Raw genomic sequence first — 13,121 nt, forward strand, 5'->3', positions numbered from 1 at the left:
CCCCCCCCCCCCCCCCCCCCCCCCCCCCCCCCCCCCCCCCCCCCCCCCCCCCCCCCCCCCCCCCCCCCCCCCCCCCCCCCCCCCCCCCCCCCCCCCCCCCCCCCCCCCCCCCCCGCGGGTGGGACTCAGACCGTCAGCGCCGTCTCCGCGCGCCGCACGACGAGCCCGGTGGAACTCGCCGACGCCGGGTCGTCGAGGTCGAAGCTGCCGCGGGCGACGTCCACCTCGACGGTGTCGCCGTCGCGGACCTCACCGGACAGGATCGCCTTGGCGAGGCGGTCGCCGATCTCGCGCTGCACCAGCCGGCGCAGCGGCCGCGCCCCGTAGGCGGGGTCGTAGCCGGAGATCGCCAGCCAGTCCTTCGCGGCGTCGGTGACGTCGAGCGTCAGGCGCCGGTCGGCGAGGCGGTCACCCAGGCGGTGCACCTGGATGTCCACGATGCGCGACAGTTCCTGCGTCGACAGCGGGTCGAACACCACGACGTCGTCGAGCCGGTTGAGGAACTCCGGCTTGAAGTTGGCCCGCACGGCGCTCATGACGGCGTCGTGCTTGGTGGCCTGCGACAGTTCCGGGTCGACCAGGTACTGCGACCCCAGGTTCGAGGTCAGCACCAGGATGACGTTGCGGAAGTCGACCGTGCGGCCCTGGCCGTCGGTCAGGCGACCGTCGTCGAGGACCTGCAGGAGGATGTCGAACACCTCCGGGTGCGCCTTCTCCACCTCGTCCAGCAGCACGACCGAGTAGGGCCGTCGCCGGACGGCCTCGGTGAGCTGACCGCCCTCCTCGTAGCCGACGTACCCCGGAGGGGCTCCGACCAGGCGCGCGACGGCGTGCTTCTCGGAGTACTCGCTCATGTCGATGCGGACCATGGCGCGTTCGTCGTCGAAGAGGAAGTCGGCCAGGGCCTTGGCCAGTTCGGTCTTCCCGACCCCGGTGGGGCCGAGGAACAGGAAGGAACCCGTGGGCCGGTCGGGGTCGTTGACCCCGGCCCGCGAGCGCCGGACGGCGTCCGAGACCGCCTGCACCGCAGTGGTCTGCCCGATGAGCCGGGCGCCGAGGAACTCCTCCATGCGCAGCAGCTTCTCGGTCTCGCCCTCCAGCAGCCGGCCTGCGGGGATGCCCGTCCAGCCGGCGATGACCTCGGCGATGTCGTCGGGGCCGACCTCGTCGGCGACCATCGGGGCGGAGGCGGCCACGTCCTGCTCGGCGGCCTGGGCCTGCGACAGTTCGGCCTCGAGGGCGGGGATGCGCCCGTAGAGGATCTCGCTGGCCCGGCCCAGGTCGCCTTCGCGCTGCAGCCGCTCGGCCTGCGAGCGCAGTTCGTCGACCTGGTGCTTGAGGTCACCGACCCGGTTCAGGCCGGCCTTCTCCTGCTCCCAGCGGGCGGTCAGGGCGGTGAGCTGCTCCTGCTTGTCGGCGAGGTTGGCGCGCAGGGTGTCGAGGCGTTCGCGGCTGGCCGCGTCCTCCTCCTTGGAGAGGGCGAGTTCCTCCATCTTCATCCGGTCCACCGCGCGGCGCAGTTCGTCGATCTCGATGGGCGAGGAGTCGATCTCCATGCGCAGCCGGGACGCGGCCTCGTCGACGAGGTCGATGGCCTTGTCCGGCAGCTGGCGGCCGCTGATGTAGCGGTCGGACAGCGTGGCGGCGGCGACGAGGGCGGCGTCGGAGATGGCGACCTTGTGGTGCGCCTCGTACCGCTCCCGCAGACCGCGCAGGATGCCGATGGTGTCGGGCACCGACGGCTCGCCGACGAACACCTGCTGGAAACGGCGTTCCAGCGCGGGGTCCTTCTCGATCCGCTCGCGGTACTCGTCCAGCGTCGTGGCGCCGACCAGGCGCAGCTGTCCGCGGGCCAGCATGGGCTTGAGCATGTTGCCGGCGTCCATGGACCCCTCGGCGGCACCCGCACCCACGACGGTGTGCAGTTCGTCGATGAACGTGACGATCTGCCCCTCGGAGTTCTGGATCTCCTGCAGGACGGCCTTGAGGCGTTCCTCGAACTCGCCGCGGTACTTGGCCCCGGCAACCATGCTGGCCAGGTCCAGGGAGATGAGCCGCTTGCCGCGCAGCGACTCCGGCACGTCGCCGGCGACGATGCGCTGGGCCAGGCCCTCGACGACGGCGGTCTTGCCGACGCCGGGTTCGCCGATGAGGACGGGGTTGTTCTTGGTGCGGCGCGACAGCACCTGCACGACGCGGCGGATCTCGGCGTCGCGGCCGATCACCGGGTCCAGCCGGCCCTGCCGGGCCTGCTCGGTGAGGTCGACGCCGTACTTCTCCAGCGACTTGTAGGTGCCCTCGGGGTCGGGCGAGGTGACCTTGGCGCCCCCGCGGACGGTGGGCAGCGAGTCGAGCAGCGCGTCGCGGGTGGCGCCCACGGCCCGCAGCGCCTCACCGGCGGCCGAGGTGGACGCGGCGGCGCCGAGCAGCAGGTGCTCGGTGGAGACGTAGGCGTCGTCGAGCGCGCGCGCCTCGTCGCCGGCGGCCTGCATGAGCTGCAGCGCGGGCCGGGACAGCTGCGGCTGGCTGACCGAGGAGCCCGAGGCGCTGGGCAGCGAGGCGAGCGCCCCGTCGACGCGGCGCGTCACGAGGGCCTGGTCGGCGCCGACGGCGGCGAGCAGGTGCCCGGCGACGCCGTTGTCCTGCCCGAGCAGGGCGGCGAGGACGTGCAGGGGTTCGACCTGGGCGTGACCCGCGGACGTGGCCCGGCCGACGGCGTCGGCCAGCGCCTCCTGAGCGCGGGTGGTGAGCTTGAGGTCCACTGGCTACCTCCAGACGGTGAGGGACGACATCCGATCGACGGGTACAACTCTGCCAGACTTGAGCTTGTTCCGCTCAACTCTGCGTCCGTCGACGGATGACGACCCTCCGGTCAGGTCGGAGGTCAGGACGCCGGGCAGCCGGTGGTGTCCACGTACCGCTCGGCCTCGGCGAACACGGCGTCCGAGACGCTGGCGGCGCCACCGGCCACGACCACCATGCACGGCTGCAGGCGCTGCAGCTCAGCGCGCGTGGCCTCGGGCAGGCGGTCCTTCTCGGTCAGCAGGACGGGGCCCAGGTCACCGGTGGAGGCGCCCAGCGCCAGCGCGTCCGCCGAGGACGTGCCGGAGGCGAGGAAGACCACGAAGGTGTTGCCGGGCTCCCAGCCCATGACGAAGGAGATGTCCGCCGCGGTCTCGTAGCGGTCGTTGCCGGAGATGCGCACGTTGCCCTCCCCGCTGACCGCGGTCTTGAGGCCGCGCAGCGGCTCGGCCGACACGGCGCGCTTGCCGCGCTCGACGACCGGGGCGTCGGCGGCCGAGGCCGCACCGGCCGAGGCGACGACGGTCCCGGCGAGGCCGACGGCGGCGAGGGCGGCGAAGGTCTTGGTGCGCATGCGGGCTCTCCGAGGAGTGAAGGGGGCCGGACTCGGTGGTCACCGTCCGTGCACCAAGGTTCGCGGGGCGGGAATCCCGCAGACCACACCCAGCGTCCGCACAGCGTCCGAACGGGGCGGAGGGTTCACCTGTCCTCGCCAACGTCAACGCCCCTCAGTCATGAGTCGTTGCGCTCAGTGACCACCTGGTTCCCGCGGAGTCGAGGGCGGCAGGTCTAGGTGCGGTCGGCCGGTCCCTGCCGGCGGCCACGCCCACGCCGCAGCCCTGCGGGCAGCCGCATCCCGCCGAGTTCGTTCGGCGTCTCCACCTCCAGGCCGTAGTGGTCACCGATCTGCTCCACGAGCTGGCGGCGTCTGGCCCGGTCGTAGAGCCGGCCCTCGCGGCGGAAGGCGGTGGTCGTGGCCCAGCACATCAGCAGCATGACGACGCTGAACGGGACCGCGATCGTCGTCACCGCGCTCTGCAACGCGTCCAGCCCGCCGGCCACCAGCAGGGTCGCGGCCAGGACCGCGGTCAGCAACGCGAAGAACACCCGCACCCAGCGCGCCGGCTCGGTGGCTCCGCCGGTGGCGAGCATCGACATCACGAGCGCCCCGGAGTCGGCCGAGGTCACGAAGAAGATCCCCACCAGGAGGATCGCCCCCAGCGTCAGGACCGTCGTCCCGGGCAGGTGCTCGAACAACGTGAACAGGGCGCCCTGCAGCTCCACGGAACCGTCGGCGGCCAGCATGCTCCCGGGCTCGTCGAGTTCCTGGAACAGCGCCGCACCCCCCAGGACCGCGAACCAGAGGATCCCCAGCAGGCTCGGCACCAGCAGGACGCCCATCACGAACTCGCGGACCGTCCGGCCCCGGCTGACCCGGGCGATGAAGACGCCCACGAACGGCGCCCACGACATCCACCAGCCCCAGTAGAACGCCGTCCAGGACGCCTGCCACTCCTCGCCCGCGGCGCCCTGCAGGGCGCTGACGGTGAAGCTCAGGCCGGCGAAGTTCTGCACGTACCCGCCGATCGACTGCACCCACTCGCGCAGCAGGGACTCGGTCGGTCCCGCGAAGAGCACGAAGAGCATGAGCAGGGCCGCCAGCACGAGGTTGGTGTTCGACAGCCACTTCATCCCCCGGCCCACACCGGACAGCAGGGAGAACAGCACCAGCACGGTGACCACCGCGATGATGGCCAGGTTCACGACGGTCGACGGCCGGGAGAAACCCGTCGCGCCCAGACCCGCACCGATCTGCAGGACGCCCGTCCCCAGCGAGGTCGCGACCCCGAAGACGGTGCCCGCCAGGGCGATCGTGTCGATGACGTTCCCCCACGCACCCCGGACGCGCTGGCCCAGCAGCGGTTCCAGGGTCCAGCGGATCGAGGCCGGACGGCCGCGGCGGTGGATGGCGTAGGCCAGGGCGAGACCGACGACGACGTAGATCGCCCAGGCGTGGACACCCCAGTGCAGGTAGGTCTGGGTCAACGCGGACTGCGCGAGCGACGTCGAGGTCCCCTCGACGCCGGGTCGTGGTGTGACGTAGTGGCTGAGGGGCTCGGAGACCCCGTAGAACACCAGCCCGATGCCCATGCCCGCGGCGAACAGCAGGGAGAACCACGACAGCAGCGAGAACTCGGGTTCGTCGTCGTCCTTGCCCAGCTTGATCTCCCCGAAGCGGCCGAAGCCGATGACGAGGCAGAACGCGACGAAGAAGGTCGCGATGAGGACGTAGTACCAGCTGAAGGAATTCACCACCGTCGTCTGCAGGGCGCTGAAGAAGTCCCCCGCACGGTCAGGGAGCACGGCGGCGAAGGCGCTGAAACCGACGACGAGGACCGCGGCCGGGCCGAAGACCCACGGCGCGACGCGGGAACCGTCCGGAGCGGCCACCCAGCCCCCCGGCGGGTGGGGTGCCTCGTCCATCGCGCGTGCGTTCTCGCTCGGCTGCTCGACCACGGTTCGCACCCTACGTTCGGACGGCTGCATCCTCACCTCGTGCCCGGGTCGTCCGCAGCAGCGCCGGACCCGACCGCGCACACTGGTCCGGTGAGCCACGCGCAGCGCGAACTCGTCGTCCTCGGGACAGCCGGCCAGGCGCCCACCCGGACGCGCAACCACAACGGCTACCTGCTGCGCTGGGACGGCACCTCGGTGCTGTTCGACCCCGGTGAGGGGACCCAGCGGCAGATGCTGCACGCCGGGGTTTCCTCGCCGCGCATCGAGCGGATCTGCGTGACGCACCGGCACAACGACCACTGCCTCGGCGTGCCCGGGGTGCTGAACCGGCTCGCGCAGGACCGGCCCGGCCGGCCGGTGACCCTGCACGGACCCGAGGACGCCTTCGACCACCTGCGCGGCCTCGCCGTCGTCGCCGCCGCCCACGTCGAGGTGACCGTCGTGGGCGTGCCCACCCTCGACGAGTTCGTCCCCGTCGCCGAGGTGGCGGGGTCGGCCCTGACCGCCCGGGCGCTGGACCACCGCGTCCCGGCGCTCGGCTACCGCCTCCAGGAGCCCGCCGGCGTGCGCTTCCGGCCGGAGGCGCTGGCCGCGGCCGGCCTCAGCGGCCCCGACGTCGGGCGGCTGCAGCGGGAGGGCGAACTGCGCGGGGTCCGGCTGGCCGACGTCAGCGTGACCCGGCCCGGTCAGGTGTTCGCGTTCGTCATGGACACCCGCCAGTGCCCCGCGGTCGACGAGGTCGTGCGCGACGCCGACCTCGCGGTGCTGGAGTGCACCTTCGCGCACCGCGACCTGGACCTGGCCCGCGAGCGCGGCCACCTCACGGCCCGGCAGGCCGCCGAGACCGCCGTGCGCGCCGGGGTCCGCACGCTCGTGCTCACGCACTTCTCCCAGCGCTACGACCCGGCCGAGCTGGGGCGGGAGGCGCGGGCCGTGGTCGCCGAACTCGGCGGGACGACCGAGGTGCACGTCGCGGACGACCTCGACGTCGTCCCGGTGCCGCGGCGGTCGGGACGTCGTACGGTCGCGGCATGAGCACCCCGCCCTTCGACCCGCACGACCCGCCCGTCCCCGAGCTCGAGGAGGACGAGACGGTGCCCCCGCGCCCGGAGGAGGAGGTCGCGGACGCGGATCGGTGAGCCGGGGGTCGCGCAGGCCCGCCGCAGTGACGCGGTCCCGCTCGGGCCCGCCCTGCTCAGGCGGGGCGTGCGCTGGGGTGCAGGGTCCGGTGCACGTGCAGGCGCACCAGGCAGCTGCGCACAGCCATCCGGATCGGCTGGTCCCCGCAGTGCTCCACCAGCCAGTGAGCCATGCGCTCCAGCTCCTGCGCGGTCAGGTCCATGCCCACGCACCCCGTGGCCAGAGCGGCCTGGTTCCAGACCTGCAGGGCCTGCTCCGGACCGGAGACGTCGGCCAGTCGCCGCAACCACCCCAGGGCGGTGGGCTCCTCCACGGCTGGAGGTGCCCAGTGCACCGGAGCACCGCGCCCGGACTGTTCTGCTCGCATGGTCAACCACATCGGCGTCCTGGAGCACCACGTGCAGGGAGCCGGACGGGTGGCGCGGACGGGTGCCTGCCGCCGGGAGCACCGGCCAGCCGCCGTGCTGCGCCGCACCGGTTTCGTGCACGTCTCGTCCGGCCGGGTGGAGCGACCGGGTGGCAGGGAGCACGCGGACTGCAGCGCCGCCCACCGCTGGCCGATGTGCAGACGGTGAGGGTCCCCGAGCAGCGCGGGCCCACGTCAGGACGAGGAGCGCAGATGGACGACGCCAGCGTGCTGACCGACCGGGCGCGGTTGGAAGCGGTCGCCGCGTGGGACGGGAGCCGGCCGGAACTGAAGCGCCGCCTCGACGAGGTGGCGGCCCGCACCGCGGCCCGGCTGGGGTTCCCGCTGAGCCTGGTGAACCTGGTGCTGGACTCCTCCACCCTCTTCGCCGGCAGCCACGGGCTGGTCGGCTGGGTGGCGGAGGTCGGCGGCCTGCCCGCGGAGTGGTCGTTCTGCACCACCACCGTCGTCGAGAACGCTCCCTACGTCGTCCCCGACGCCGCCGCCGACGACCGCCAGCGCGACAACCCGGTCGTGACCGGAGGCGGTGTCCGCTCCTACGCCGGTGTCCCGCTGCGCACGCGCGACGGTCGGGTCGTCGGGGCCCACTGTGTCCTGGGGGTCGAGCCGCACGAGTTCGGCCCGGGGGAGATCGCCGAGCTGGAACGCGCCGCCGCCGAACTCGTCGCCGTCTTCGAGGAGTACCGCACCCGGGGCGCCACGGCCTGATCCGGGCCCACCGCGCCTGGCACCGACTCGATCGGCGCGGCCGAACGGCCGTGAGCGGGGCGTGAGCACCCTTCCCCCGGACGGTGGACACCCGGTCAAGCGGTTCCAGCAACCGACCGATCCCTTCGTCGAGGAGCGGTCATCCGGACCGTGGCAGCACGAGGTGGCGGGATGACGGGGATCGACCCGGGCGAGGTGGGTACCGCGCGGTCGGCCGAGGGCCGACTGCGGGCCCCGGTCCCCCCTCTCGTGAACCGGTCGTGGTGACCACCCTCAGCACCGCCTTCTGCGTCGCCTTCGCCGTCGCGGCGGTCCTCAACGTCCTGACGGCGGCCGTCGCCTGGCGGCACCGGCACGCCACCCCCGCCGCGACCGCGCTGGCCGCCGTGGCGGCCGGCCTGGCCCTGTGGGCAGGCGTCGGTGCGCCGCTGAACTTCCCGGTGCCGCAGCAGCTGCACGACGCCCTGCTGTACCTGTCCTTCGTCGGGGTCCTCGGCTCGGTCGTCGGGTTGCACCTGCTCGCCCACTTCGCGGCCGACCCGCAGTACCGTCCCGGCCGGCTGCACGTGGTCCACCTCGTCGTCGTTCCCCTGCTGCTGCTGGCCGCGGTGGGCACCGACCACTGGCACCACCTGGTGCTGACCGACATCGAGCCGCTGGACCGGTGGCCCTGGTACGGCAACCGCTTCGGCCCGTTGTTCTGGGTCCACACCGCCTGGTGCTACACGCTGCTCGCGCTGGCCTACCTCCGCCTCGGCCGGGCCTGGTTGCGCGGGTCCCCCGTGGTCCGCCGGCAGGTGGGAACCCTGACCGTGGCCGGCCTGGTCCCGCTGGCCGGCAACCTCGTGGTCATCTCCCGCCCCGACCTGTTCTCCGGGCACGACCTGACCCCGTTGTTCTTCACCGTGACCGCAGTGCTCGACGCTCGTGCCGTGCTGCGCGGAACCCTGTTGCGGGTGGTCCCGGTGGCCCGGGCCCGGGTGCTGGAAACGGTGCAGGACATCATCGTGGTGGTCGACGACGGCGGCGTCGTCGTGGACGTGAACCCCGCCGGCCGCGCGATGCTCCGGCAGTCGCGACCCGACCTGCCGGCCGATCCGGTGGGGCTGCCCGCCCGGGACTTCATCAGCTCCCGGGCCCTGGGCGCGCTGCCGGGCGGCCGCATCGGGTACGTCCTGGACTCGCCGACCGGGCAGCACTTCGACGTGCAGGTCAGCGCCATCGAGGACGCCCGCGGGCGGTCCCTGGGCCGGGTGGTCGTCGGGCGGGACATCACCGAACTCGTCGAAGCCCGCCGTCGGCTGGAGGAGCAGGCCGCCGTCGCCGACCGGCTGCGCGCCCAGCTCGCCGAGGACGCGGTGCGCGACCCGCTGACCGGACTGCACAACCGCCGGCACTTCGATCCCGCCGCCGCCGAACTGCTCGGCGCGGTGGACGGGCACCACCCCGTCGGCGTGCTCGTCGTCGACATCGACCACTTCAAGCGGGTCAACGACACCCACGGGCACGCGGCGGGCGATCAGGTGCTCGTCGCCCTGGCGCGGGAGTTGCAGAACCTCACCCGGCAGGGCGATCTCGTCGCCCGCACCGGCGGCGAGGAGTTCGTCCTCGTCCTGCCGGGCGCGGACGCCGCGGTCGTCGCGCGACGGGCCGAGGAACTGCGCACCCGGTGCGCGCAGCTGGAGGTGCCCGTGGTCACGGGCACCGTGCGGCCGACCGTGTCGATCGGCACGGCGCTCGCCCCCCGCGACGGCGACGACGTCGCGACCGTGCTGGCCGCGGCGGACCAGGCCCTCTACCGCGCGAAGGCCGACGGCCGGAACCGCGTCGCCGCGGCCTGAGCGACCCCACCGCACCCGCCCCCGCCCGCCGACGACCACCGGGGGCGACGACCCCGAACTCGTGAACAAGCGTGCTGGACATCCGTGCACGCTGGTCGTACCGTTCGGGTGCGGCGCCGCTCCCGGACGCCGAACCCGCACGGCCCGACGGTGGGCCGTGACTCGACGAGGAGGTCGCGGTGGGCGAGACGATGCAGGCCGTGGTGTGCCACGGTCCCGAGGACTACCGGCTCGAAGAAGTTCCCCGGCCCGTGCTGCCCGAGGGCGGGGCGCTGGTGCGCACGGAGGCCGTGGGCATCTGCGCGAGCGACCTGAAGTGCTACCACGGGGCGGCCAAGTTCTGGGGCGACGAACACCGCCCGGCGTGGGCCGAACGGGGACGGATCCCCGGGCACGAACTGACCGGGGAGGTCGTCGAGATCTCCGACGAGGCCGCGCAGCGGTGGGGCGTCGCCGTGGGCGACCGCGTCGTCAGCGAGCAGATCGTCCCCGACTGGAACTGCCGCTACTGCCTGCGCGGCGCGTACCACATGTGCGCCACGCACGACATGTACGGTTTCCGCACCTACGACGGCGGCATGGCGGAGTTCATCGCCCTGCCCGCCAAGGCACTCGTCCACAAGATCTCCAAGGAGCTGCCCCCCGCGCACGCCGCCTTCGCCGAACCCCTGTCCTGCGCGCTGCACGCCGTGGAGCGCGCCGACATCCAGTTCGCGGACGTCGTCGTGGTCGCCGGCTGCGGGCCCATCGGGCTGGGCATGATCGCCGGCGCCAGGGCCAAGGGCGCCGCGCACGTCGTCGCCCTGGACGCCGTGCCCTCCAAGCTCGACCTGGCGCGACGTTCCGGGGCCGACACCGTCCTGAACATCACCACCGACGACATCTACTCGGTCGTGCGCGGGCTGACCGACGGCTACGGGGCCGACGTCTACCTCGAGGGCACCGGCCACCCCTCGGCGGTCAAGCAGGGCCTGACGCTCCTGCGCAAGCTCGGCACCTACGTGGAGTACGGCGTCTTCGGTTCCGAGGCCAGTGCCGACTGGTCGATCATCAGCGACGACAAGGAACTCGACGTCCGCGGCGCGCACCTCGGCCCGCACACGTGGCCCAAGGCCATCTCCCTGCTGGAGTCCGGCGTGCTGCCCATGGACGACATCTGCAGCCACCAGCTGCCGTTGTCGAAGTTCCAGGACGGCCTGGACATGGTGGCCGACGGCACCCGGTCGGTGAAGGTGTCGCTCATCCCCGACTCCAGCTTCACCGGCTGATCCGGGCGGACCGCCCCGCCTCCCGCCGAACGCCCGAGACGGCTCGGGGACCACGCGTCCCCGGGCCGGCACTCCTCCCTGCCCGGGACCCCCCGCGAGGAAGCACTCCACCATGCCGTTCCACCACACCCCCAGGAGTCTCCGGTGAGCACCACGACGACGAAACCCTCGACGCGACCCGGCCGCCCGGCCCGGCGCCCGGCACCGAAGCACCGCGGCCGCACCATCGCCACGGTCGTGGTGGTGCTGCTGGTCGTCGCCGCGGCGCTGAGCACCAAGGTCGTCAGCAACGACTCCGAACTCCTGGTGGGACCGGCGGCCTTCGACGCCGCCACCTACGGGGAGCAGCAGTTCCCCGAGGTCGTCTCCTACGTCGAGGAGAACGCCGTGGACGCCGTCGAACTGGCCACCGCCCTGCAGGCCGACCCGACCGCCGCCCAGCAGTTCGGCGTCCCGAGCAGTTCCGGGATCGGCGCCGTGGTGCCGGTGTCCTTCACCGGGACGGTGGGCGCGCCGGACCAGACGGGGCTGCCGGTCGTCACCGTGCCCGGCGTTCCCGCGGGTTTCCTCGTCCACGTGCAGTTCGGCCCGGCCATCAACGGGACCGACCTGCGCGACGCCTCGGGCGAGGTGTCCCTCAACGACTTCGAGAACCAGATCCAGTACCAGGACGCCGGCGCCGCGCTCAACGACCAGGTCAAGACCCAGGTCCTGGCACCCCTGCAGGGTCAGGACCTCACCGGCAGGACCGTCGCGGTGCAGGGCGTGGTCACGCTCATCAACCCGCAGAGCTGGAACGTCACCCCGACCTCGGTCGAGGTGCAGCAGTGAGCGCGCGCGACGGCCTCCCGGTGGCCGACGAGGTCGTGCTCACCGCGCGCGACGTCGTCAAGACCTACGGCGCGACCCGGGCCCTGAAGGGTGTCGCGTTCGACATCCACAAGGGACGCGTCACCACGCTGTTCGGGGAGAACGGCGCCGGCAAGTCGACCCTCATGAAGATCCTCTCAGGCGTCGAGCGCCCGACGTCGGGACGCGTCGAACTCGACGGCGAACCGGTGGAGTTCGCCAGCACCGTGGACGCACGGGACCGGGGGATCTCGATCATCCACCAGGAGCTGAGCCTGGCCCCCAACCTCAGCGTGCGCGACAACCTCTTCATGGGCCGGGAACTGAGCGGCCCGACCGGCGTCGACTTCGCCGAGGAGACCCGCCAGGCGCGCGCCGTCCTGGCCGAGCTCGGCCAGGAGATCAACCCCGCGACCCCGGTCGCCGACCTGCGCGTGGGCCAGCAGCAACTGGTGGAGATCGCCCGGGCGCTGCTCGTCGACTCCCGCATCCTGATCATGGACGAACCGACCTCGGCGCTGAGCGCCACCGAGGTCGAGGTGCTGTTCGGCGTCATCCGGGACCTGACGTCCCGGGGCGTGTCGATCGTCTACATCTCCCACCACCTGGAGGAGGCGCTCGAGATCACCGACTACGCCGTCGTCCTGCGCGACGGGTCGATCACCGCCACCGCCCACCGCTCCCAGATCGACCTGGAGTGGGTGGTGCACCAGATGGTCGGTGACGCCTACGACCTCGGCACGCCACCGACCGGGTACGACTTCGCGGCTGCGGCGCTCGAGGTCGAGGGCGTCAGCGTCACCGACGTCGAGAACCCCGAGCGCTCCGTCGTGGACGACCTGTCGCTCCAGGTGCGCGCCGGTGAGGTCGTCTGCATCTACGGGCTCATGGGCGCCGGCCGGACCGAACTCCTGGAAGCCCTCGCGGGGCGGGTTCCGCTGGCCGCCGGCCGGGTGCTGCTCAAGGGGGAGGACATCGGGGGCCTGACCATCGCCGAACGCATCGAGAAGGGCCTCGGGCTGGTCCCGGAGGACCGCCAGCGCGACGGCCTGGTGCAGACCATGACCGTCGGCTCGAACCTGTCGCTGGCCTCGCTGCGCTCGTTCGTCAAGGGGATGCTGGTCTCGCGCCGCGACGAGAGGACGGTCATCGACGACGGCATCGCCCAGGTGCACGTCAAGACGGCCGGAGGCGGGGCCGCCATCGGATCCCTGTCCGGGGGGAACCAGCAGAAGGTCGTCATCGGCAAGGTGCTGGCCACCCACCCGGACGTGATCCTGCTGGACGAACCGAGCCGGGGCATCGACATCGGCGCCAAGGGCGAGGTCTTCCGGTTGCTCGCCGAGAAGGCGCGGGAGGGCCTGGCCGTCGTCTACTCCACGTCCGAGCTCAACGAGTGCTTCGCCATCGCGCACCGGATCATCGTGATGTCGCGCGGTCACATCGTCGCCGAGTTCGGCCCCGACGTCCGCAAGGACCAGATCATGGCCGCTTCCGGCGAGGTGGTCACGTCGTGATCGCGGTCGACCCCGCAGACGGGACGACCCCGCCCTCCCCCGCTGTCCCTCG

11 protein-coding genes are annotated in these 13,121 nt (G+C 72.7%); 7 read left to right on the forward strand and 4 right to left on the reverse strand.

Annotation, left to right across the window (positions count from 1 at the left end):
* Nucleotides 1–125: 125 nt before the first annotated feature.
* From clpB to ACRYR2_RS22855, 3 genes are all read right to left on the reverse strand, one after another.
* A complete protein-coding gene (gene clpB, locus ACRYR2_RS22845) occupies nt 126–2,762 on the reverse strand; it encodes an ATP-dependent chaperone ClpB (protein ID WP_432565194.1) in 2,637 nt (878 codons plus the stop codon).
* A 122-nt stretch (nt 2,763–2,884) separates the two neighbouring features.
* Nucleotides 2,885–3,376, reverse strand: coding sequence for a cell wall-binding repeat-containing protein (locus ACRYR2_RS22850; RefSeq protein ID WP_432565195.1), 492 nt, complete (start codon nt 3,374–3,376; stop codon nt 2,885–2,887).
* A gap of 215 nt (nt 3,377–3,591) precedes the next feature.
* Complete coding sequence (locus ACRYR2_RS22855; RefSeq protein ID WP_432565220.1) at nt 3,592–5,286, reverse strand: BCCT family transporter; 1,695 nt, start codon at nt 5,284–5,286, stop codon at nt 3,592–3,594.
* Between the two features lie 123 nt (nt 5,287–5,409).
* Between ACRYR2_RS22855 and ACRYR2_RS22860 the strand changes: the two genes are divergently transcribed.
* The gene (locus ACRYR2_RS22860; protein ID WP_432565196.1) at nt 5,410–6,354 is read left to right on the forward strand and encodes a ribonuclease Z; all 945 of its coding nucleotides are present in this window, start codon (nt 5,410–5,412) and stop codon (nt 6,352–6,354) included.
* Between the two features lie 160 nt (nt 6,355–6,514).
* On the opposite strand, the gene ACRYR2_RS22865 is transcribed toward ACRYR2_RS22860, so the two are convergent.
* Entirely contained in the window at nt 6,515–6,772 is a 258-nt protein-coding gene (locus tag ACRYR2_RS22865; RefSeq protein ID WP_432565197.1) for a hypothetical protein, read from the reverse strand.
* Nucleotides 6,773–6,824: 52 nt separating this feature from the next.
* Between ACRYR2_RS22865 and ACRYR2_RS22870 the strand changes: the two genes are divergently transcribed.
* From ACRYR2_RS22870 to ACRYR2_RS22895, 6 genes are all read left to right on the forward strand, one after another.
* Nucleotides 6,825–7,034 (forward strand): hypothetical protein, encoded by a 210-nt coding sequence (locus tag ACRYR2_RS22870; RefSeq protein WP_432565198.1) that lies wholly within the window; start codon nt 6,825–6,827, stop codon nt 7,032–7,034.
* A gap of 44 nt (nt 7,035–7,078) precedes the next feature.
* The gene (locus ACRYR2_RS22875; RefSeq protein WP_432565199.1) at nt 7,079–7,594 is read left to right on the forward strand and encodes a GAF domain-containing protein; all 516 of its coding nucleotides are present in this window, start codon (nt 7,079–7,081) and stop codon (nt 7,592–7,594) included.
* A gap of 263 nt (nt 7,595–7,857) precedes the next feature.
* Nucleotides 7,858–9,435 carry a histidine kinase N-terminal 7TM domain-containing diguanylate cyclase gene (locus ACRYR2_RS22880; protein WP_432565200.1) on the forward strand — a complete coding sequence of 526 codons (1,578 nt, stop codon included), beginning with the start codon at nt 7,858–7,860 and terminating at the stop codon, nt 9,433–9,435.
* Nucleotides 9,436–9,626: 191 nt separating this feature from the next.
* Complete coding sequence (locus ACRYR2_RS22885) at nt 9,627–10,703, forward strand: zinc-binding dehydrogenase (protein ID WP_432565221.1); 1,077 nt, start codon at nt 9,627–9,629, stop codon at nt 10,701–10,703.
* A 144-nt stretch (nt 10,704–10,847) separates the two neighbouring features.
* Entirely contained in the window at nt 10,848–11,534 is a 687-nt protein-coding gene (locus ACRYR2_RS22890) for a DUF2291 family protein (RefSeq protein WP_432565201.1), read from the forward strand.
* Nucleotides 11,531–13,069 (forward strand): sugar ABC transporter ATP-binding protein, encoded by a 1,539-nt coding sequence (locus ACRYR2_RS22895; protein WP_432565202.1) that lies wholly within the window; start codon nt 11,531–11,533, stop codon nt 13,067–13,069. Before ACRYR2_RS22890 ends, ACRYR2_RS22895 begins: the two co-directional genes overlap by 4 nt.
* Nucleotides 13,070–13,121: the final 52 nt, after the last annotated feature.

The organism is Kineococcus deserti, assembly GCF_050871945.1.
Lineage (GTDB): Bacteria > Actinomycetota > Actinomycetes > Actinomycetales > Kineococcaceae > Kineococcus.

What these genes read in the sequence shown, in the direction of transcription:
- ACRYR2_RS22850 (WP_432565195.1), bottom strand. Translation starts at nt 3,376, where the DNA reads ATGCGCACCAAGACCTTCGCCGCCCTCGCCGCCGTCGGCCTCGCCGGG.
- ACRYR2_RS22855 (WP_432565220.1), bottom strand. Translation starts at nt 5,286, where the DNA reads ATGGACGAGGCACCCCACCCGCCGGGGGGCTGGGTGGCCGCTCCGGAC.
- ACRYR2_RS22870 (WP_432565198.1), top strand. Translation starts at nt 6,825, where the DNA reads ATGGTCAACCACATCGGCGTCCTGGAGCACCACGTGCAGGGAGCCGGA.
- ACRYR2_RS22875 (WP_432565199.1), top strand. Translation starts at nt 7,079, where the DNA reads ATGGACGACGCCAGCGTGCTGACCGACCGGGCGCGGTTGGAAGCGGTC.
- ACRYR2_RS22885 (WP_432565221.1), top strand. Translation starts at nt 9,627, where the DNA reads ATGCAGGCCGTGGTGTGCCACGGTCCCGAGGACTACCGGCTCGAAGAA.